Annotated in this window: 17 protein-coding genes; 9 read left to right on the plus strand and 8 right to left on the minus strand. The window is 60.2% G+C overall.

Annotation, left to right across the window (positions count from 1 at the left end; all coding sequences use genetic code 11):
• The first annotated feature begins 98 nt into the window (after nt 1-98).
• On the plus strand, nt 99-626 hold the full coding sequence (locus IPM54_07795; GenBank protein ID MBK9259729.1) for a hypothetical protein: 528 nt from the start codon (nt 99-101) through the stop codon (nt 624-626).
• A 98-nt stretch (nt 627-724) separates the two neighbouring features.
• Nucleotides 725-2,017, plus strand: coding sequence for an aminotransferase class I/II-fold pyridoxal phosphate-dependent enzyme (locus tag IPM54_07800; protein ID MBK9259730.1), 1,293 nt, complete (start codon nt 725-727; stop codon nt 2,015-2,017).
• Nucleotides 2,018-2,045: 28 nt separating this feature from the next.
• Here IPM54_07800 and IPM54_07805 read toward each other — a convergent pair whose 3' ends face one another.
• Together IPM54_07805 and IPM54_07810 are read right to left on the minus strand one after the other, a co-directional pair.
• Complete coding sequence (locus IPM54_07805) at nt 2,046-2,828, minus strand: hypothetical protein (protein MBK9259731.1); 783 nt, start codon at nt 2,826-2,828, stop codon at nt 2,046-2,048.
• A 257-nt stretch (nt 2,829-3,085) separates the two neighbouring features.
• Nucleotides 3,086-4,132 (minus strand): Glu/Leu/Phe/Val dehydrogenase, encoded by a 1,047-nt coding sequence (locus IPM54_07810; GenBank protein ID MBK9259732.1) that lies wholly within the window; start codon nt 4,130-4,132, stop codon nt 3,086-3,088.
• 192 nt (nt 4,133-4,324) lie between these two features.
• Here IPM54_07810 and IPM54_07815 point away from each other — a divergent pair, with 192 nt between their 5' ends.
• The 7 genes from IPM54_07815 (at nt 4,325) to IPM54_07845 (ending at nt 14,026) form a co-directional block, all read left to right on the plus strand.
• Nucleotides 4,325-5,749 (plus strand): serine/threonine protein kinase, encoded by a 1,425-nt coding sequence (locus IPM54_07815; protein ID MBK9259733.1) that lies wholly within the window; start codon nt 4,325-4,327, stop codon nt 5,747-5,749.
• Between the two features lie 56 nt (nt 5,750-5,805).
• A complete protein-coding gene (locus IPM54_07820) occupies nt 5,806-6,744 on the plus strand; it encodes a hypothetical protein (protein ID MBK9259734.1) in 939 nt (312 codons plus the stop codon).
• 104 nt (nt 6,745-6,848) lie between these two features.
• Nucleotides 6,849-7,907: a hypothetical protein gene (locus IPM54_07825; protein MBK9259735.1), complete on the plus strand. Its 1,059-nt coding sequence runs from the start codon at nt 6,849-6,851 to the stop codon at nt 7,905-7,907.
• Nucleotides 7,908-7,975: 68 nt separating this feature from the next.
• The gene (locus tag IPM54_07830; protein ID MBK9259736.1) at nt 7,976-9,565 is read left to right on the plus strand and encodes an ABC transporter substrate-binding protein; all 1,590 of its coding nucleotides are present in this window, start codon (nt 7,976-7,978) and stop codon (nt 9,563-9,565) included.
• 18 nt (nt 9,566-9,583) lie between these two features.
• Nucleotides 9,584-10,579 (plus strand): NAD(P)H-quinone oxidoreductase, encoded by a 996-nt coding sequence (locus tag IPM54_07835; protein ID MBK9259737.1) that lies wholly within the window; start codon nt 9,584-9,586, stop codon nt 10,577-10,579.
• A gap of 98 nt (nt 10,580-10,677) precedes the next feature.
• The gene (locus IPM54_07840; GenBank protein MBK9259738.1) at nt 10,678-12,996 is read left to right on the plus strand and encodes a GH92 family glycosyl hydrolase; all 2,319 of its coding nucleotides are present in this window, start codon (nt 10,678-10,680) and stop codon (nt 12,994-12,996) included.
• A 13-nt stretch (nt 12,997-13,009) separates the two neighbouring features.
• A complete protein-coding gene (locus tag IPM54_07845) occupies nt 13,010-14,026 on the plus strand; it encodes a pyridoxal-phosphate dependent enzyme (GenBank protein MBK9259739.1) in 1,017 nt (338 codons plus the stop codon).
• On the opposite strand, the gene IPM54_07850 is transcribed toward IPM54_07845, so the two are convergent.
• The 6 genes from IPM54_07850 to IPM54_07875 form a co-directional block, all read right to left on the minus strand.
• Nucleotides 14,027-16,570, minus strand: a complete 2,544-nt coding sequence (locus IPM54_07850) for a serine/threonine protein kinase (GenBank protein MBK9259740.1) — start codon at nt 16,568-16,570, stop codon at nt 14,027-14,029.
• 210 nt (nt 16,571-16,780) lie between these two features.
• Nucleotides 16,781-17,107: a rhodanese-like domain-containing protein gene (locus IPM54_07855; GenBank protein MBK9259741.1), complete on the minus strand. Its 327-nt coding sequence runs from the start codon at nt 17,105-17,107 to the stop codon at nt 16,781-16,783.
• Nucleotides 17,108-17,424: 317 nt separating this feature from the next.
• A complete protein-coding gene (locus tag IPM54_07860; GenBank protein ID MBK9259742.1) occupies nt 17,425-18,990 on the minus strand; it encodes a VWA domain-containing protein in 1,566 nt (521 codons plus the stop codon).
• A 19-nt stretch (nt 18,991-19,009) separates the two neighbouring features.
• Complete coding sequence (locus IPM54_07865) at nt 19,010-20,590, minus strand: hypothetical protein (protein ID MBK9259743.1); 1,581 nt, start codon at nt 20,588-20,590, stop codon at nt 19,010-19,012.
• 209 nt (nt 20,591-20,799) lie between these two features.
• Nucleotides 20,800-21,609 (minus strand): HAD hydrolase family protein, encoded by an 810-nt coding sequence (locus IPM54_07870; protein MBK9259744.1) that lies wholly within the window; start codon nt 21,607-21,609, stop codon nt 20,800-20,802.
• Between the two features lie 264 nt (nt 21,610-21,873).
• Nucleotides 21,874-22,479: a DUF4142 domain-containing protein gene (locus IPM54_07875; protein ID MBK9259745.1), complete on the minus strand. Its 606-nt coding sequence runs from the start codon at nt 22,477-22,479 to the stop codon at nt 21,874-21,876.
• Between the last annotated feature and the right edge of the window lie 208 nt (nt 22,480-22,687).

The raw sequence follows: 22,687 nt of genomic DNA on the forward strand, positions 1-22,687 counted from the left end.
CAAGATCTTTCGTCACACACGCTCGCCATTTGTAACCTGAGCATTCGTCTCATTTCGTGCACGCGACGCTTGCTCGTGGCACATTGCACGGTGAAGCCATGAGCGACGAACAGACGACGCCCGCCTCGATCCCTCCCTCCGAGGACAAACCCGCGACGGAAAGTGCCTCCGCTGCTGCAAATTCAGAAGGCACGGAAGAATCGTCGAACAATGCACCAAAGAACATGGCCGCACAGCCCGTGCCGCCCATGGCAGCCATTCCCGACGTCACGGTGCCACCGATGCCGGAAATCCCAAGCGTGGTCGTTCCGCCGCTGTCACCGGAAAGCAAGGCGCCCGCGGCTGCGCCTGCGAACGAAACGCCGAGCACCGCAGCCGCTCCCGAAGCAAAGCCCTCCGCGCCCCCGGCACCGATTCCGCCGGATACCTATCCGATCCCGAATCCGCCCGCCGATTATCCCGTTCCGGGCGCACTTGCCGATTATCCCGTTCCTGTTCCGCCTGCCGATTATCCCGTCCCGAATCCGCCTGCCGACTACCCCGTACCGAATCCGCCGGCCGCATACCCCGTGCCGAATCCGCCCGCTGACTACCCAGTTCCTGCTCCTCCCGACGGTGCCGTCTAGCTCGATCGGAACGGCCCAGACAAACCAGAAACCAAGCTCGTCGAATCGTCGAAGTCGCTCTCCCATCGAGCGGATCTTTCGCTAGACTACGCGCCCACATGGCCACAGCTCCTGTCTTTCCCTCGCTGGAGGTCGGCGATGCCGGCCTTTCCGCCCTCGCTCGCGGCGTCATCGGCTCCGAAATTTTGAAAATTGCCGGAGAAATCCGATCGCTCAAGGCCAAGGGCGCGCAGATCTGCAACCTCACCGTCGGCGACTTCGACCCGGCTTATTTTCCTATCCCGAGTGAGCTTTGCGACGGCACGCGCGCCGCGCTGGCCGAAGGCCACACGAATTATCCACCGTCCGACGGCGTGCTCGTGCTTCGCGAGGCGCTCGTTCGATATTACGAACGCGAGCTCGGCATCAAGTACCCAATCGAATCGGTGATCGTCGCTGGCGGCGCACGCCCGCTCCTTTACGGCGCATACCGGACGCTGATCGATCCCGGCGATGTCGCCGTTTATCCCGTGCCGTCGTGGAACAACAACCACTACGCGTATTTGTCGGGGGCCAAGCCCGTCGAATTGCCGGTATCTGCCGAAACGAACTTCTTCCCGACGGCAGATCACTTCCGCCCGCACATCCGCGAAGCACGCCTATTGCTCATCAACTCGCCCCTCAATCCAACGGGAACGGTGATTGACCAAGACGAACTCGCTCGCATCGCGGTTCTCGTCGTCGAGGAAAACAAGCGGCGCGCGAGCGAAGGCAGTCGTCCCGTCTACCTCGTGTACGATCAAGTCTACTGGATGCTGACGCATGGAGATGCGCGTCACTACACGCCCGTGTCACTCGTCCCCGAAGTCGCTCCGTACACGCTGCTTCTCGATGCCTTGTCGAAGTCGTTTTGTGCCACGGGTTTGCGCGTCGGATGGGGCTTCATGCCGCCAGCCGTGAGGCGACGCATGGCCGACATTCTGGGGCACGTCGGTGCATGGGCACCAAAACCGGAACAGGTCGCCACAGCCGCGCTCCTCGATGCGCCAGAAACGATGAACGCGTTTCTTGCTGCATCAAAAGCGAAGGTGAAAGAGCGGCTCGATGCACTGCATGCAGGCTTTGCCGCAATGAAACGTGACGGTCTCGCCGTGGATGCGATCGCGCCGCAAGGAGCGATCTATCTGTCCGCCAAGTTCGACTGGATCGGAAAGACCATCCGTGGTCGTACGGTCCGGACAAACGAAGACATCCGCAAACTCTTGCTCGAAGAAGCCGGTTTGGCGGTGGTGCCTTTCCAAGCTTTCGGCCTGCGAGAAGACACTGGCTGGTTCCGCTTGAGCATCGGTGCCGTCTCGATGGACGACATTCACTCCGCGTTTCCGCGCCTTCGCGCGCTCTTGGCTGGCTGACTCATCTCGATCGACGCCGAACCGACCCTCAAGGGTTCGGCGGTTTGCTCGCAACGACTTCCAGCTCCACTTCTGCACGCGCGTGAACGCTTGCATCACACGCAGGCACTCCATCGCACTTCTCGACAGGCACGTTCGCCGTCACTTCGACTTGCAACATGCCCTTCCCCGCCGGTGCATCTGCAGGCAAACGTATGTGCACCAAGGATCCATCGACCCGCGTCCAGGCCGTCGACGACAACGAGAGCGCTGCATCGTCGTACACGAAGTCCACAAGCAAAAGCTCGGGATCGATTTCGTCCGTCGCGACCGACCAGTCGAACGACGTTTCGACCCCAGCCTCGATGGGGACATCCTTCACGGTGGGCGCAATCGTTCGTTCCTGCAGCAAACCGGTCGCTTCGACCGTGATCGTCTTGGTGTCGTCCTCGACGATGAAACGAGTCGATGCTTTGCCGAGATCGCTCGAGGCAACGTTCCGGCGAAACGTGGGCATGCCGCAGATCCAGCCGCCTTGCGAGTTTGGCTGTTGACCTCCACGAATGAACACGTCCATGGGTTTGTCGTCGACCCGCGCCTCGATGTCGTCCTTCATCGTCGGGCACATGCCCTCTTTGCCTTCGAGCACGAGCTGCGATCGCGACACGTCCGCAAGCTCGACGGTCACATGCGCGCTCACGGGGGCGAACTCCGCAAGGCTCACGCTCTCGTCGAAAAATTCGTCGAACAACGTACAGCCGGTGGCGCAAATGCCGAAGATAGCGACGGGGATGAAGGAGAGGATTTGGCGGGCGAGTGAGCGAGGCGGCATTCCGGAGTCCGTGGGCAAACTGCGTACCGCGAGTGGACAAACACCGCAAACATGGTTGTCCTGCAAAATTGACGCAACGTGCGCAAATTACCCTTCGCGCCCGACGTCGAACAGAGCCTTCGTTTCGCCGGTTGGCGCACGCAGGGGTGCGTTGAGGCGTACGCGGTCCTGCGGCATGGACTCCACATGCGGCGGATATTCCGCGGTCGAGTGCGCACCCAATGCACAGTCCGTTCAGCAGGCTCGCGGTATGACGTTCAGGGCGACCACTTATGCGTCCGCATCGTGCGCGCCTGCGTGATGCGCTCCATCGCGCGCGCTTCGGCGACTTCGACCGGCGTTTTTCGCACGCGCAGCGCTTCTTCCAACACTTCGCGAGCCACGACCCCGAGCCGATCGACGAGCGGACTTGGATCGTCGAGCTTCATCACGGACCGGCCGATGCCGTCTACGACAGCGCCCGCAGACGCGATCGCATCGGGCACGTGCAGAATGCCGCGCCGCGCGAGCACATGTGCAACTTCTGCCGATGCGAGCGCGTTGTTCGCCCCTCCGCAGACGGCCCACGCGTGCATCTCGCGAGCAACATCGTCGGTGATCACGCCACCGATGGCGCACGGAGCAACCACGTCGACTCGTTCTAGCAAGATGCGCTCTGCACTGACGACACGTGCATTCGGGATCTCGTTCGCGACCCGTGCCGCGCGCTCCGTGTCCACATCGGCAACCAGGACCTTCATGCCTGCTGCCGCGACGGCTCGAGCCACGCCTGCGCCGATGCTTCCTGCACCTTGCACGGCAACGGACAGGCCCGACGACGCGACACCACGCACCGCAGCACATGCGTCGATGCATCGCACGAGGCCCCGAGCAACCGATGCCGCGAGGTGTCGTTCGTCGGTGTGCACGTATTGCGACGAAGTCGCCATGGCCTGCAGATCGGCCGCTGTCGTTCCTAGGTCACCCGCGGTCCGGAAGAGCCCTCCAAGCTCCTCGATGACCTGCCCAAGACGCGTGAATGCCGCGTCGCGACGTAACCCATCGTGAAGCAGAACGACCGCTTTGCCTCCTCCTGCATCGAGTCCCGCGAGCGAGCACTTGTGCGTCATGGCGCGCGCAAGGCGCAGCGCATCTTCGAGCGCGTCTTTTGCCGTTGGATATCGCATGGTGCGTACGCCACCCGCGGCCGGCCCGAGTGTCGTGTCATCGATTGCGATGAATGCCCGCAAACCCGACGCATCGTCAGCGACGGCGATGATGCGCGCTCCGCCTGCTTCGCCAGCGATGGAAAATAGCTCGTCCATGAGATTGGCGTTGGTCCTTTCACGGGACGAACACGTGGGTTCGGCCTCGGTTCGATATCGTCGGCGATCTGCTTTGGGATCACAGGAAGCTTCGGATCCCAACGAAAGCGATGTAGGCTGCGATCGTGAAGCTTTTGGTCAACCAGCTTTTACAGAATGCACTTTGCTGTTAGCGTGAAGAAGGACGTCTGAATGAAGGCTGGTCAGCTTGTCACGCCGACGCTGAAGCTCATGCGCATCCTTGGCAAAGGAGGCATGGGGAGCGTTTGGCTTGCCGACCACCTCACGCTCGGCACGCCGGTCGCGATCAAGTTCATGTCGGTCGCCAATCTGGACGACGAAACGCTGATGCAGCGCTTTCGCACGGAAGCGCAGGCCGCGGCGCAGATCAGACATCCCCACGTGGCACAAGTCTTTGACCACGGCGTGATGCCCGACGGTGTTCCGTACATCGTGATGGAGTATCTGGAAGGCGAAGACTTGAAGCGCGCAGTTCGGCGTGTTGGACCGCTTCCGGTCGCCGATGTCGCGCGTGTCGTGACGCAATCGGCCAAAGCATTGGGGCGCGCGCACAGCCTCGGCATCGTTCATCGCGACATCAAGCCGGACAACATCTTTCTCTGCAACATCGACGGAGAAATCTTCATCAAGCTGCTCGACTTCGGCGTTGCGAAGATTGATCAGGGCGCGGCGATGGCAGGCGCGACGACGACGGGCTCGATGATGGGCACTCCACTGTACATGAGCCCCGAGCAACTGCTGAGCGCGCGAACCGTCAGCCACAAGTCGGATCTGTGGTCGCTTGCAGTCGTCGCCTATTTCGCGCTCACCGGCCGCGTGCCCTTCAATGGTGAGACGATCGGGTCGCTTTCGGTCGCGGTCCATGGAGGCGTCTTTCCACCTCCAAGCTCGCTCAGACCCGGGTTGCCTCCCACCATCGATGCGTGGTTTGTCCGGATGCTCAAGCGCGATCCGAACGAGCGTTACGACTCGGCGAAGGAGATGGCGGAAGCGTTCGAGCATGCCGCTTCGATGCGGGCTCCGATGCCATCGATGTCCATGATGCCGTTGCCGCCCGCTTCCCTGCCGCCTATTTCGGCGCCACCAGCTTCGTTGCCGCCGCCGATCAGCGCGCCACTTCCGAACTACCCTTCCGTCCTTTCGCAGTCCACGCCTTCGAGCGCCGGCGCTTCGAGCATGATTGGCATGCCGCAGCCAACGTTCGCTGGAACGGCATCCGATGCAGGGCGACGAAACTCGGCGACCAAAAAGCAACTGCTCGTCGCTGCCGGTGCAGCGGCTGGTGTCGTGCTCACGCTGGGGATCATCCTGGTAGCGGTGTCGACCGGATCGAAAGACGATGTTCCTCCCGAGCCCGCGGCTCAACCGGACAAACCCGTCGTTCAAGCAGTTTCCGCGCTTCCTGCAGCGACCGTCGCTGCGGCTCCTCTGGAAACGACGCAAGTCCAAACGGCTCCGAGCGCCAGCGCCGCTGCCAGTGCAACGTCGACCAAATCTGCGTCGGACAAACCCACACGCGTCGTCACACCACCGGCGCCTCCTGGGCCCAGGACCGGCCCGGCCAAGCCCCCACCCAAAGACACCATCGGCTTTTGAAAAGCGTTTCCATGCATCTCACGACGAAGCGAATCGGGGCATCTCTAGGGTTGTGCGTGCTGACGCTCGCCTTTGCGAGTGCCGCGCACGCCCAAGGTGCAAAGCAGCCCTCGGCAGCCGCGAAGGACACCGCACGCACGCTCCTGCTCGACTGCCGCGACAAGTTTGGAAAGAACGACCTCGATGGAGCACTGAAGTCGTGTCAGGGCGCGCATTCGATCATGGGCGTGCCGACGACCGGACTCGATCTCGCCAAGGTGCAGCAGGCCATGGGGCTGTTCGTCGAAGCTCGCGAAACAGCCCTGGAAGCCGTTCGTTTCGACAACTCCGCAAACAATGCAGCGTTCTCGCAAGCGCAAGCCGAAGCCAACAAGATCGCGCAAGACCTGGAAAAACGCATCCCGTCGCTCGTCATCACCGTCTCCGGTTTGCCCGATGGAACGACTGCACGCGTCGTCGTCGGTTCTGACGAAGTACCTCCGGCAGCCCTTTCGTTGCCTTTCCGCGTCAATCCCGGAGATCGCACCGTCGTCGCGTCTGCCGACGGTTTTGCCGACGCCAAGCGCACCATCAAAGTTCCAGAAGGACAAACCGTACCGGTCGAGCTCGTCATGAAGCCACCGACCTCGGACAAACCCGATACCGGCCGAAAGATTCCCGTCTGGGCATGGGCTGCGGGCGGCGTTGGCGTGCTCGGAGCTGCAGGAGCCGTGATCTTCGGCATCGACTTCGCGGACACGCAAGAGCGCGTCGAGCGCGACTGTCCCAACAACCAATGCGGGCCGAGCTATACGGCTGAAGAAGCGCAAGACCTTCAAGCTCGATGGAACCGATCGCTCGCGCTCACCGTCGTTTCCGCAACCGTGGGCGCGGCATGCATCGGAGCCGCGGTTTTCGGGATCGTCACCGCTCCGAAAAAGACGGAACAAACGGCGCGGATCGTTCCCTGGATTGGCCGTGATGTCGGCGGCGCAATCATCCAAGGTTCTTTCTAACGTACGCGTTGAGTCTTTCCGCTCGTACCACACATGCGATCGCGTCACGGCGCACGCACCCGCGCTCAGCCTGGCGTATCCTCTTGTGATACACTCGGTTTCTCGTGCTGCTCCTTCGCCTACGTATCGTTTCGCTCGGACCGTTTGGAGACATCACGATCCCGTTCTGCGACGACGAGGGAACACCGAAGCCCGTCGTCGTGCTCTTTGGTGGCGAAGGCGTCGGGAAAACCTCGATTCTATCGGCCATTGCGACGACGAGACCGGGTCACACGATCGCACAGCATCAGCCATGGCGGGCGGAGCCATCGAGCGATGGACCACCGTTCGTCGTGTCCGAATGGCACCTCGGTGACGACGACCCCGCTCGTCCGCATCCGCTCAAGCTTGCGAGTCCCAACGCACGTCTCGACGAGCGGGACGACGAAGCACTTCTGCGCCGTCGCGAGCAGACGCTTTTCGATCGTCGCGCGGGTGAACGTGGGTTTGTCCTGGTCGCCATCTCGGGTGCTCGCTGGTTTTCGCGCACCGCCGTGATGCTCACATCGCCCGAGCGAACACTGTTGCGATACGACGTCCGATCCGCTGCGAATTTCGATGATGCGACGCGCACGGACTTGGCTCGCGAGACCAAGCAGATTCTCTCGTTTGCGTGCATCGCCTCGGCGCTTGCACAACAAGCCGACGACACGCCGCCGACAGCGTCGCGACTCGAAGATGCGCTGCGGCTCGTGCTCGCTGCGCTCCTCGACGACGACGGCTACCACTTTCTCGGCGTCGATCCCGTACGACTCGAACCCGTGTTTCGGGATCCTGAAAATCGGCGTGTGGAGTTCGACGATCTCCCGCGAAGCTTGCGCCATCTCGTGTCGTTCGGTGCACTCGTCACGCGTAGTCTTGCGGCCGCGTGGCCCGATCGTGATCCGCGCGAGGGCGAGGGCGTCGTCTTGCTCGACGATATCGAAAGCGAACAGCCGATTTTCCGGCAGAGGACCATCGTGGGCCGACTGCATCGAGCCTTGCCGCGAGTTCAGTGGATCATCACGACGAGCTCTACGGACGTAGCGCTTGGTTGTGCAACGGCGGATCTCGTCGTGCTGCGAAGGCGACCGGGAGGAGCGGCTGTCGATCTTCACGAAGGCGTCGACGCGGTTCTCCATTAGGCCGCCCTTTGCGCGGGCATGGATGATACGCTCGACGAGCCTGCCCACTCGGGCCGGCACCACCTACGATGCTTGACAAACCCGTTTGTCCTGGCCGTTCGGCGCGCGCTGAACGAAAATACGCAGCCCTTATTTCGCTCGTCGCGGTGCCGTTTTTTGCGTCGATCTCGAGCTGCTCGCTCGGCAATATCGCGCAAGAACCTTGCAGCTCGAACGACGAGTGTGAACTGACGATCGGACCCAAGAGCCAATGCACGAATGGGTATTGCAGCGACCCGCCTGCATGCGTCACGGGGCACGATTGCCGCAGAAATGCAGGTGGTGGAGCGTGTGTGAATGGGTTTTGCGTATCCGCCTTCCCTCGTGATCCTCAATGCAGTGAAATTGCCGAACCGGACGAGTTGCTGGACACGCCACTTGCCGGTCCCGACGCACCTCTCGTGATTGGCAGCATTTATTCGCTGGGTGAATTGAAGGACCGAGTGCTCACGGAATCGGTTCGTCTGGCGGTCGATGAAATCAACGACAAGGGCGGCAAGATGAACCGAGGCAAACGGCTCGGTGTCGTCGTTTGCGACAATGGCGGACCGTCGAACATGGCGCAAGGTGCCGAGCGCCAAGAATTGACGAACAAAGCCGTCGATTACCTTGCAGGCACGCTGGGCGTTCCCTACATCGTGGGCCCCTTGTCCTCCTCCGATTCATTGGTCGTCATTGCGCGCCTCAAGGAAAAAAATTATCCCACGGTCGTGATTTCCGCATCGGCCACGAGTCCGTCGCTCACCGAGGCCGACGATCCGCTTGGTAATGGAAAACCAGGGCTTTTCTGGCGGACGTGCCCGAGCGATGTTTTACAGGGCAAAGTCATGGCCACGACCGTCATTGGCCCTCTCATGAGCGTCAACAAGGTCGCCGTCATTTATAGCAACGACGCGTACGGCCAGGGGTTGTCGAATGTCTTTCGCGACACGTACGGCATCGACAAGTCAGCGATTTTCCCGGTCGATGAAGCGCAATTCGACGATCCTGCCGCCATGTCGAATTTGGCGACGCAAGTGACTGCTTATGCCCCCAATGGCGTCCTGGTCATTACGGTTCGTGCCGGCAATACGGTCAGAGTCGTCGAAACTCTCGCAGCGACGCCTGCGGCTTCCGCTCCGTTCTTTTTCACCGATGGTGCGAAAGATGCCGACGCACTCCTCGATTCCGCGCTTGCGCCCGACGTGAGGACCATCATTCAAGGCGCCACGGGAACCGCTCCTGCCAGCCCCTCGGGCTCCGTGTACGAAACCTTCCTAGCCAATTACAATTCGAAATGGCTGCGTGATGCCTCGGGTTTTTCCTTCACCGCCCAAGCATATGACGCGACCTACGTCGGCGCTTATGGTGTCATTTGGGCTTCGCGGCAAAACGATGATTACGACGGCAATCAAGTCTCCGAGGGAATGCTGAAATTGTCGGCAGGCGCGCCCATCGAAATCAATTTTGGAATGTGGTCCAACGGGAAAACGCAGCTCGGCAATGACGTGTCGATCGACCTGAGGGGAGTATCGGGCGAGCTCAATTTCAATCCCGACACGGGCGAAGCTCCTGGGCAAATCGAAGTGTGGAACATCGTCGGCGGCAAACTCAATACGAAAGACGTCGTCGACCCCTGAATCGATCCATACTGCGTCATGCGCGCCATCGTCATTCGTTCCCCTGGCGGTCCCGAGGTTCTCGAGCTTCGTGACGTTCCGGATCCCAATCCTCCGTTCGGTCATGTTCGCATTCGCGTAGCGTTTGCCGGCGTGAATCGAGCAGACTTGCTCCAGCGAGCTGGGTTTTACCCTGCACCGCCGGGCGTGCCTGCCGACATACCAGGCCTCGAATACGTCGGCACCATCGACGCCGTCGGCGATGGAGTTACGCGTTTTTCTGCAGGCGAACGCGTGTATGGGATCGTCGGCGGCGGCGCGTATGCAGAATATGTCGTCGTGCACGAACGCGAAGTTGCCCGAGCACCCCAATCACTCGGCGACGAGCTTGCCGGCGCCGCGCCGGAAGCGTTTGTCACGGCATACGATGCGCTCGTCGTGCGGGGCCGATTGCAACCAGGCGAGCGCGTGCTCGTTCATGCTGCCGGCAGTGGCGTAGGTACGGCAGGCGTTCAGATCGCCAAAGCCCTCGGGTGTTTCGTCATCGGCACGAGCCGCACCCCGGACAAACTCGAACGGTGCCGCTCGTTTGGCATGGATGAAGGGATTGTCGTGACGAACGCGCAGTTTGCCGATGCGGTCCGCGCGTGCACGAACGGAGGCGGAGTCGACGTGGTGTTGGATCTCGTCGGAGGTCCGTACCTGCCGGAGACCATCAACGCGGCTGCATTACGAGCTCGTATCGTCCTCGTGGGCCTGTCGGCGGGCGCCACTGCCGACATCAATCTCGGTTTGGTCTTGCGCAAGCGCCTCGAGCTCATTGGGACGGTGCTTCGTTCACGTCCTCTCGAAGAAAAAATCGAAGCTGCAACCATGCTCGAACGCAATATCGGGCCGTGGCTCGAACGGGGCGTGGTCAAACCCATTGTCGATCGCGTCTTTCCACTCGCCGATGCTGCCGAAGCGCACCGATACGTCGCGTCGAACGCATCATTTGGTAAGGTGCTGCTCGACGTGCGCGCCGCACGTTCATGATGGATTCGTGCGCAATGCGAATCGCCGATGCGACGAGCCGTTGACGAGCGGGCGCATTCATGTTTGCTTTCAATCATCCTTTCGAAGGAGCCTCGCGTATGCACGTCCGCCACTCGCCTCGAACCTTGCTCGCTGCATTGACCTTGGCATTGTGCGCCCAAGGCTGCACGCTCGAACCACAACCGATTCCTACCGAGCCGCCGTCCGCGGTCGCCGATCCGCTCGCCTATGTCGATCCCCGTATTGGGAGCGGTGGATTTGGATTTGCTCATGGCAGTGCTTTTCCAGGGGCTGCAGCACCGTTTGGTTTGGCCAAGGTGGGTCCGGACACGCGAGGACCCTTCGGCACGATCAACTTTTTGCATTATTCCGGGTATTGGGCCGAAGACGATTACATCCAAGGGTTTTCCCATTTGCATCTCCATGGCACGGGCGCCACCGATTACGGCGTGCTTGGTATCATGCCGCTCGATTCTTTCGACGCCACGCGCACCACGCAAGAAGGGTACGAATCGCATTTCGACAAATCAACCGAGGTTGCGACGCCGGGCTATTATGCAGTGACGCTCGACCGAGGTTCCATTCGGGCGGAGATGACGGCGACAACGCATGGAGCGCATCATCGGCACACGTATCCGCAGGGCACGACCGAAGGCCATGTCGTATTCGACCTGGAGCACCATTTGAATGGCGGTGATATCACGCATGCCGAGTTCACGCTCGATGGTGCAGCGCAGCGAATGACTGGAAAACTGCATCATAATGGAGGCATGTCCGGCGGGTTTGGTGGGTACGATGTATTCTTCGACATCGTGAGCCGCACACCTTGGACCAAGTCACTGGTCTTCTCCGAGGGCGCTGTGCCGGTGGAAGGAATGACGGCAAGCGGCGACAAAGTGGGAGCTGTCCTTTCGTTTGACATCTCGGATGGCGTGCCAATCGAGCTCCAGGTCGGCATTTCTTTTGTATCTGCCGAAAATGCGGCCGAAAATCGACAGACCGAATTGCCGGCGTGGGACTTCGACAAAACGCATGAAGACACGGCAAACGCGTGGCTCGATCTGCTCGATACGATGAAAATATGGGGCGGAACCGAAGCCGAGCGTAGAATGTTTTATTCGTCGCTCTACCGGTCCTTCTTGATGCCCACCGCATCGAGCGACGTCAACGGCGAATATCGATATGGTGGGCAGGTGAAGACGGCACAAGGTTTTACCTTTTTGACCGATCAATCGCTCTGGGATACCTACCGGACGCTCACGCCGCTTTACGCGCTCATAACGCCCGAAGCGTCTCGCAATACCGTGCGTTCGCTTCATGCAATGGCCGAGATCTCCGGGTTCTTCCCGAAGTGGCCCATCGCCACGGGCGAAGCGGGCACGATGCTGGGGGCAAGTGCCGACGTCGTCGTCGCCGACGCATTCATCAAAGGCATTACGGACGTCGATATCGAAGGAGCGTATGCCATTTTGCGCGCGGCGGCGCTCGATGAAGTCGATCCCCCGGGCGGTCGAGGCGGGCGGCAATGGGCAGTCCCGTACAATACATTCGGGTATGTACCGGCCAACATCGGCCGATCCGCATCGCATACGCTCGAATTCGGGCACGACGATCTGGCCCTGGCAAACCTTGCCGAAGCGCTTGGAAAAGCCGACGACGCTGCCACGTTCCGCGCTCATTCGCTCAATCATCGCAACCTCTTCGATCCGGCAACGGGATTCATTCGCGCGCGGGACGAGGCTGGAACGTTCGTAGAAAAACCGTACAACCCTTATGCCATGAGCGATCATTATGCCGAAGCGAATGGTTGGCATAGCCTTTGGGCGCAGCACGACATTCCTGGGATTGCGGAGCTGCTTGGCGGACAAACGGCCTTCGTGGAAAAACTCACGCAGTTCTTCGAAGAGAGCGTGGTCGACATGGCGGAGCGTCCCATCGAAGATCGATTTGCATCGGGAGCACCGCGGAATGCTTATTGGCACAGCAACGAACCATGTATTCATGCCGCTTATGCGTTTGCGCAGGTTGGCCGAGCAGACTTGACGCAAAAATACGCGCGCTGGGCGGCGCTCACGCATTACAATGACACGCCTTCGGGTTTGCCCGGGAACGATGACGGCGGCACGATGTCGGCCTGGTATCTTTTTACAGCGGCAGGGTTTTACCCGATACCAGGAACGACACGGTACATTCTCGGTACGCCCCTTTTCCCGCGCATGGAAATCAAGGTGCAGCAGGGAACGCTGACGATCTTGGCCAACAACGTTTCTGCAAAAAACATCTACGTAAATTCCGTTCGCTGGAACGACGTACCTCTCGACAAACCCGAAATATCGCATGATGAAATCATGCACGGCGGTACCCTCGTCTTCGACATGAGCCCCACGCCGGGATCGTTCGGGGTGACTTCTTTATGAAAGCAGCCGTCTGATGGATCCGCTTGCAATGATATCGCCGCGTCACGTGCTCGCTGCTGCAAAGCGGATCGAGCGCAGTGGACTTGTGCTTCGCACGCCGCTCGAGCGGAGTTTGTCGTTATCGGCGCTGACGTCCGCGGACGTGTTTCACAAGCTGGAGATTTGGCAACCGACGGGATCGTTCAAGGTTCGCGGGGCCGCAAACAAGCTGCTTCGTCTGCGTGACGAAGATGCGCTCGCGTTTCGCAAAGGGTTTGTCGCGGCATCCGCCGGAAATCACGGGCTCGGTGTGGCGCATGCGACGACGGCACTTTCGGCGCGGGCAACGCTGGTCGTACCGCGATCGGTTTCTCCTGCCAAACTTGAAGCATTGTGGCGTTATCCCATCGAGCTCGTCGTGTCCGTAGGCAATTACGATGTAGCCGAAGCGGATGCGCGAAAAATGGCGCAGGATCGCGGCTTGGTATTCGTTTCCCCATACAATGATCCAGACGTGATTGCGGGCGCGGGAACCGTGGGAATCGAGATTCTCGCGGATTTGCCGGATGTGGACGTGGTCCTGGTGCCGGTTGGTGGTGGTGGGCTCGCCGCGGGCATTGCGCTCTATATCAAGTCCATTGCGCCTCGAACGCGCGTGATTGGCGTGCAAAGCGAGGCGTATCCCGCAATGCATCGAGCGCGGGCGGCGGGAAGCATCGTTTCTGTGGAAGATTTGCCGAGCTTGGCGGATGGTTTGGCGGGGAATATCGAGGCCGGGTCCATGACGGTGGACTTTTGCCAGCATTACCTCGACGACATCGTATTGGTGAGCGAAGCCGATATCGAGGAGGCGATGCGGCATTTCGTGCGCGAGGAGCGGGTCGTGGTGGAAGGATCGGGCGCGGTATGCGCGGCGGCGCTATTGGCGGGCAAGGTGGATCTTGCAATCGCGGGCGTGAATCACCCGCGTGTGGTGGCCGTGGCGACGGGTCGAAACGTAGCGGAGAAAGTGCTGCGGGAGCTTTTGACCAAGGGCGCAGACGTCGCGTGATCAACCCGGCCCCAACCATTCCGCAGCCAAATCGAGCAGCCGCTGGTGGTCGGGCGCAACATCGAGAAAAGACCGCCTGAAGCGCGAGTCGGATATTTTCTTCGCCGTCGCGATGAGCACGTTTCGCGCATCATTCAATCGCTTGCGCCCTTCCGCGTCCTGACCATTTTCACGAAGCGCCAATGCATGTACGATCCGCACGAGCGCTTCGGCGGATTGTAGTCCCCCAATGCGATCCAAAATGGCCGCAGCCTCGGTGGCCGGAGCGAGCGCTGCATCGGTTTGTCCTTGTTGAATGAGCGCATCGGCAAGCACCGCAAGTGCGGTCGCTCGTTTGCCCGTCGTCCCCTCGGCGTCCATCAATGCAAGTGCCGAACGGGCAAGCTTCACCGCCTCGGCGTGTTCGCCCTTCAATGTCCGCAATCGCGCAGCGAGCGCGAGCACTTCGGCTTCACGCGATTTGTCATGGCGAGCGCGACACATTTCGAGCGCTTCGTCGATGAGCTTCAGGCTTTCGCCCGCATGACCTTGCCTTGCTGAACAATGCGCAAGCGTCGCTTTGGCAATGGGTGTGAAATCGAGCTGCATGGGTTCTGCAACGGCAATGGCTCGACGCAAGACGAAGCTCGCACGATCGTACGCTCCGAGCAGCATGTACGCGTGTCCGACGGTCGTGCGTGAAAGACATGCATTTCGTACGTCGGCCGCTTCGGTGAATGCATCCACGGCCGCTTCGCTCCGCCGCAAATAAGCCGCTGGATCGGATTCGATCAGGGCAATCTCTGCGCGTGCACACGCGAGCCACGCACGTACGAGCGCTCCCGCCGCTGATTTATCGGGAACGCGTGCATGTGCCTCGCGAGCGATTTTTTTTCCAAGCTGCGGAACTCCAGCACGAATGACGAAAACCGACAAACGGCAAGCGCTGACGATGTGCGCCTCGGTCGTGACCCCCTCTTCTTCCTCGAGCGCCGACAATTCGTCAACGCATTGAAGCAGACGATCCTTTCGATCGAGATACCCATAAGCCATGACCTGGTGACCAAAAGCGGCGTGCCAAACCGTTTCACCTCGCGCGACGCGCACCATGGCTTCTTCGGCCGTACGCAATGCGTCGGCGTAATTGCCAAGCCATCGATGAGCGACCGTTTCGACGAGATACGCTCGACCGCGCGCATCTTCATCCCCATCTTTCTTGTTCACCGCAAGCTCGGCCCACCGAATGGCGTCTTTCAGAGCATTCACGGCAAGCGCTTCTTCAGCGAGCTTCAGGGGATCTTCCGGCTGCGGTCTCGAGCCTACTGCAGCTCTGGCCCATTCGGATTGCGAATCCGGCAATGGGGTGAGGAGTTTGGGCAAGTTTTTCCGAGACGAACCGAGCGGGGGCGCAGGCATGTCGTCGAAATCGAGCGTCGCTTCGTCGAGAACCGGATCCGCGTCCATGGGAATCATTTCCGTGGGCGATGGACCGCCAGGTTCGAGCAGCGATGGAGCCCGTACCACGAGCACGCGGCCCGTGCCGCCTACCGCGCACAACGCATCTCGAAATTCAGTAATGGTTGTGTAACGTTCGTCCAAATCCCGAGCGAGCGCCTTCGACACCACCGGGGCAAACGGAGCTGCGTGGCGCGAAGCGACGATATCGAGCGGCGGTAACGGGCCCTTCGTAATGAGCGCCAACGTCTCCGCGATGGTATCGCCATCGAAGGGCAAAATGCCCGAAAGCATTTCGTAGAGCACGACGCCCATGGCCCATACGTCACACCGCGCATCGATTTTTTTCGCCAATACCTGCTCGGGAGACATGTATTGGGGCGTGCCCAGAACCGTCCCCATGCGCGTGAGGCTTTGTTTGCTCGCGTCCTGCAATTTCGCCAAACCGAAATCGATGATTTTGGGAATGATTTCCCCCGACGGCATGCGAGCCAATATGATGTTTTCGGGCTTCAGATCGCGATGCGTTATGCCGAGCGCGTGCGCGGCCGCGAGCCCGTTCATCAGCGGAATGGCAATCGCAAGCACATCGTCCGGCGGCAGAAAACAACGCTCTTCCAAATGCGCTCGCAACGTGTCGCCCACGAGCAGTTCCTGCACGAGGTACACCGAGCCATCGCGTTGCCTTCCGAGTTCGAGCACGCTGACGACGTTGGGATGCTGGATGCGAGATGCGGCGCGTGCTTCGCGACGAAATCGCGCAACGAGTGCCGGGTCGGCCGCATATTGCGGGTGCATGATCTTGATCGCCACCTTGCGCTCGAGAAACGTGTCCCACGCCTCGAAGACCGTGCCCATTCCGCCGGATGCGATAACTCGTTGGAGTGCAAACTTTTCGGCAACGACGGTGCCAGCGGTGCGACGAATGCTGACGGGAGCTACGTCGAGCGGTCTGGGATCGAAGCCAGCATCGGAGGAAGGTGCGGCGAGGCCGCCGAGGTCCGGCGCCTTTGCCTCCAAAACCTCGCGTTTTTCTCGGTCTTCCCCCACGCGCTGCTCCTTCGTTTGCTTTCGGATGGTCCATGCGACAAACGTCGCAGGGGCAAACATACCGCTCGAAACGAAGGGGGAGGAAGAACTTTCAGGTGGAGCATTCGTGCGCGCAACGCAGGCGTACGTGCGCGTGATGGGGATGGGACGTCAGGATGCAGGTTCGACGGGCTTGCCGGCTTTTTTCCAACCGGACAGACCTGCGGGCATGATGAAAACCTTCTTGTAACCGAGCTTCAGGGCGCTCACGGCGCCCTCATGGCACGCCGTTCACCGCTCGTTCGCGCAGTAAAAAACGAGCGTTGCATCCTTGTCGGCGGGCAAGTCGGTCGCCTTGACGTTTTCGTGGTCGACCCACTTCGCGCCTGGCAGATGCCCCTTGTCGTAGACGCTCTTGGCGTTGTTGTCGAAGACGTGGAAGGCCGCCTTGCCCTCTTTGGCCTCCTTCAACTTCGCCTCGACCTCGTCGACCGTCATGCGGCCGAACGCTTCTTCCTTCGAACCATGTTCGGAGGACGAATCGCCCGACTTCTTGCATGCCGGCGCGCCCATCGCGAGCGCAGCAGCGAGTGCGATGAAGAGATGGTGACGGTTCATGATCCTCTTCGGTTGCTTGCAGTGCGTGCAAAAAACACGCGCGAGAAGAACCATAGATCATCCGACCATGGCGGGCCAGAGCCCACGTGCTTCGCATCCGGGTCTGGATTTGAACGCTCGCTCCGCGCGCGTGAGACGCGCGCTACGCGAGGCTAGTCACGATGGGGGGCTCGCAGGCGGCCCTATAAGTCTTTTGGGCTTCGCCCAAAAGACGGGCCGACTGCTCTGCCCCCCATACCCCCCGATTGGGCCTCATGACGAACTGCTCGCGAGTCCCGGATCTGGCCAGGACAAACTCTTGCTACACAAACGGTATGTCAGTCTGCGGGCCACGGATTGGGCGGATCGGCAGGTGTGTAAGGTACGGTCTGTTGCTCGACGACCTTCAGGTTTTCGATGAACTTGTCGATGTAAACCAGGTCGTCCTGGATGTCGGCGTCGGGATTGATGTCGAGCCAATCGGCCACGTTTGGACGCAGCGCTTCGAGCGTACGGCGCGCCGTGCGCGGATCGCTGTCGGCCGCAAGTTGCGTCGCGAGTTTGAAACCCGCGTAGATGTTCAGCATGACAAACCCCTTCTCCACCGTGTCGTTGAAGAAGTAGCCGTCGACCGGAGGTGCATCGGGCGTGTTCGGAGCGACGATGTTCGTCGTCTGCGTCTTCGTCGTTCCCGTCGCAGGATCCTTGAACGACAGCGAGATGTTGCCCACGGCGTACGGATCCGGAACGCTGATCGCTCCAGCTTTGGGCACGAGCTCGATGAGCATGGCGCCCCCACCACCTCGACGCCCTTCCGAGATGGGATCTTCCGAGCTCGTACGACCGGCGAGGAACAGACTCGGGATCGAAATGGTCCCGCCGCCTTCCGCGTTTTCCCAGCCGTTTGTCCCGTACACACCGCGTACGACATAGCCACCACCCACGCTGACGTCGAACTTCACATCGAGCGCGACGGGCACGAGGAACGTGTTGACCTCGTCCGTGAATACCTCGACGACCGCCTTGGGATCTTCGAGGAAGTAGAAGTTGCCTGCGCCAACTTCACCGAGATCTCGCATGACGCCGACGTCGAAATCTTTTCCGACGCCAATCGTGGTGATGCCAATCCCTTTCTTCGCGTACGCTTCGGCAAGCGATACGAGTTTGCTCGAGTTTTGAATGCCGGATGTGGCCTCACCATCGGACAAATAAAGCACGCGGTTTTGGTATCCCGGCATGAAGTGTTTGTCCGCGAGGCTGAAGGCTTGGAACAAACCTTCGTAAAGGTTGGTGGAACCCGCGGCGTAGATGCTCTTGAATGCGCTGTCGAGCGCGGCGCTGTCCGATGCGGCGACGTAGTCGAGTACGATTTTGGCATTCGTCGAATACGTGACGAGTGAAACCTTGTCGTTCGGTTGCAACGCAGGAATCATCGCCACGAGGCCCTGTTTGACGTAATCCATCGCGGGGCCGGCCATGGAACCGCTCGTGTCGACGGAGAGCACGAGGTGCAGTGGCGGGCGCTGCAAGTTATTGACGTCGATGGGCGAATTCATTCCGATTTGCACGAGCGTACAGGACGAACCGCTGATCATGTTGCCCATGATCCCGAGCATCCCGTGCATACACACGTCGTTACCACAGCTTGGCGCAGGGTAATCGAGCTTGTGTTCCGCGAAAAACCCGAGGTCATCGAGCGTATCGGGGCCAGGAATTTTCCCGTCGTCGAGGATTTGTCGGAACAAACCGAAATCCTGGGCGCCTGCTTGGGAAATACCCGTCGATCCAGGACCAGGATCCACCGGGGCACCGCCATTTTGCGAGGCGGAGTCGGCAGCGCATCCCGCGAGGGTCAATGCCAAGAGCCCGGTGGTAAGTGTCGAGAGCAAAGTTCGATGAAGCATGACGTTTTTCCTCCGGGTATCAGGGGATCGTGGGAACGACGAGAACGGATTCGTAATGCTGCGATGCGCGAGCAAACGGCGGGCAAGCGGTATCGCGAATGGGCGTCGCATCGGCGCGAACGACGTGCAACGTGCCGTAACCATCCTTCAATGCGAGGCTCGAACCTGCGCGAAGGAAGGTAATCGTGTTGACGTGGTCGCCCATGTAGGCAATTTCTGCGGGAATCGTCAGACTACCGCACTTGTCGTGACTACCGGCGCATCCGCTGGCCCGATCGACCTCCACCGTCGGCTCGGTGAGTTGCTCGATGGCGCCGGAGTTGCCATATCTCGCAAGAACGTTGCCGCGCAGGGCCAAGACGATATGCGTGCCGCTGCGAAGACGGACGCCTTCGGCAATCGGAGCTTCGCCGTTCGTCTCGGCAAACGATCCACCGGAAATGGTAACCGGTTCGACTTCGAGCAAATCACCAGCCTGAAACGGCATGGCCGCCGCAGGCACGCAAATGAACATGCTCGGACTGTTTTCCAAGACAATCATGTGACAATCGTCGGGCGACGATTCCACACTGACCACCTTGAAGGGACCTGCGCCAGGCAACGGCGTCGACCAAGCAATGCCGACGCCAGGATCCGTCGGAGCACATGCGCCCGTGGGTTGCACCTCTTCGAGCGCCGGAGCCTCGAATACGGCAGGATGATCGGCCAAGGCGAGCTTGCCGTTCGCATCGAGCGAAAGGTTGATCATCGTATTGCCTTCGGGCGCAAGCGTCGACGTCGAGACGAAGTTCTCCGGGAACTCGAGCGTCGACCAAGCAATGAGCGTCGGGGACAAACCGTCGGCATCGACGAGATACGCGACGCAATTGGTCGACGTCTTGTTCAAGAGCGGCAAACCACGATTGGGCTCGAGCAGCCACGCATCCGCCGGTCCGAAAAGCTCGCGTGAGAGCGCTCTCGTAGGATCTGCAAGCAAATCGCTACACAGGTACTGCACGCTGTCTTTGAGCGGACGAACGCGCATGAGGCGCTGCGCATCGGTATCGTTTCCGATGACGAGCGCCGCCTGTTCGCGCGGGATCGCACCGCATGCGATGGGATCGGGACAGGGCTCGAAGGGCTCGGTGGGCTGGCTCGTCGCCATACATGCGACCGATCCGGCCATGACCAACCCACGCTGCGTCATGGGCCTTTCGGGCAGCGGTCGCTGCATCGCGTTCACGAATACGCGGTACGAAATGAACAGCACCGGCACTGCCACGAGATCCGTGGGATCGACCGTGATGTGCCACGCGAAAGGCCCGAGTCCCGCAATGGCCTCGAACACGCGAGCGAATACGGGGAAAATTTTGATACCGGCAAATACGGCGCCGGTCGCGACGTTTGCTACGACAAACGCCCGTCGCGTCGACAATCGCAGCAAAACTGCAAGCAGCGCGGGGGCGACGAGGAGTCCGGCAAAATCGCTGAGTTTGCCCGTGATGACGGCCGGGAGAATTCCCGAGCCCTTCAAAAAATGATCGTTGAGGACGAGTAGCCCGAGCGAAACCAACCAAAGAGGATGGTAAAGCGCGCGGTGCGGCGCGAGTTCTCGTTCCATCGGCATGATTCTCCTATGCGTGAGGGTCCGGAGCGTCAGCAGCTTACCAAGCGCTCGCGCTCAGCAAAGCATGTGCCAGAATCATATTCGACTGCGACGAGAAGGGAACCTGCTTGATGAAGAGCGCACAGGTCTGACAAATGTGTCGCGATTCGATACCGGGCCTGAATTTGGACCCGCGCGAAGCGAGCGCGCAACTCGAGACCCGCTTACGATCCACTCCCCGTAATCCGTCGCTCCATCATGTCGAGAATGCCGCGCGCGTAACTTGCGCCAGCGGTGCGCGCGAATCGGCGTCGCGCTTCGCTCGTCGCATTGTCGACCAAATACCCGTGCTCGACGGCACATAACATTTCGATGTCTCCAACATCGTCGCCGAAAGCCATCGTTCGAATGCGTGGAGCGCCCACACGCTCCATCACGAATTGGACGACGTTGCGCTTATTTGCTCCGCGAGGAACGAAATCGACACTGTATGCACCTTCGGCCTCGCCAAGAGCCGGATGACAAGGGCCAACATGAACATCGACGAAATGCCTTTCGGCAACGCGATGTACGAGCGCCGCCAGTTCATTGGCACGCTGCTTGACAGGCGGCACGAAAACAAAACTGTCCATTCTCGGTCCACTATCCTTACGATCTTCGAGGCGCACGCCATGTTGAGCCAATTCGTCACGCGCTTCGGTAACGAGGGTCAGTGAAAATCCGCTGACGCCCATACGAGCATCCCACTCGGCCGCGCTTCTTCGCCCTTCTTCGCGCGAAAAGAAATCCAGCTCGGCTCCCCACGAGCTCGCAACGAAATGAGGAACGATGCGCAAGCCATGCGCTTGATATGTGGCCGCCACCGAATCGATTGGACCATCGGTCACCCAACCGAATACGATTCCGAGCGGGCGCGCATATTCGATGAGGAATTGTTCGAGCGCCCGACGATCGCGACGCCGCTCGGGAGACCCGTCGTGCGCCAAGTACGTTTCGTCGAAATCAGAAAAAACCAGCCACCTGGGAGCGTCCACGCGAGGCAGGTGTATCCTTCGATCACCGAGCGGGTGCATTGACAATACCTCTCGAACCGGCCAAGCCGGCATTGAATGGACGAATGCCCTGAGAGCGAACGGGCCTCGCCACGCACGCTCCTCTGTCAATCGCTCTCCGAAAGAATCGAGCGAACATTGAGAGGTTATCATGTCGAGGTCGAACGATCGATGAGATCCCTATGACGATCGGACATATTTCGTCCGATCGTCACGAGTGGGTATTCTCATGACCTGCGCAGACGATCAGATGCCGGGGTCGAGCGTCGGAAATTCCTTGCGAAGCTGAACCGCTTGGCCGAGGTGCTGGCGCAAGGTGCCAAGGAATTTCTCGAGATACGCTTGCATTTCGGACTGACCCGCATGCGGAAGAAGCTGCTGCTCCACAATGATGATGCTTTTTCGATGCATGAAAAGCTGCACTTCGAGAAAGGTCTGATCGACGAGCTGCGGCGTCTCCCGCTCGATATGCCGGCGCATGTTTTCTCCAAGCAATTGCATCTCGTCCTGCACGGGACTCCCTTGCTCGCTGATTTGCATTTGTCCGAGGATCCGATTGAGCTCGGCTTCCGCCGCTTGATGGTCCTGAATGAGTCTTTCGGCATATGCCCGCACGGATTCGTCTTGCAAACGAGACAGCGCTCGCTTGGCCTGCATTTGCTCGGTGTCATTGATCACCGATACGGCTCCGGCGATCTGCCCCGCCGAGAACGATTCGAAGCCACGTTCCCGCTCATTTCGCCCATTATCCACCGTGACTTCACCGCCAGTGCCGCACCCTGCAGCGGCACAAAGTGCAAACACTGCGACGAGAAGCACGCGTCCCTGCAATGGATGAATTCCAAGAGCCATGAGTCCCCCCTCGGTCACCCGTTTCGCCCTGGTCGGGATGCATTCCCCGAACTCCGACGAAACGACTCATTGCCCATGGAGCCATGATCTGCGGACCGCATCGTCCGCCGAGCCCGCACTGCTGGTCAGGAACCGCTTCGCCTCTGCGTACGGCAATGCCGGAAGGGCAACCCGTGGTATAAGGCGCGGCGTTGCCATGGATGAGGCG

It is taken from the genome of Polyangiaceae bacterium (assembly GCA_016715885.1).
In the GTDB taxonomy this organism is placed as follows: Bacteria; Myxococcota_A; Polyangia; order Polyangiales; family Polyangiaceae; genus Polyangium.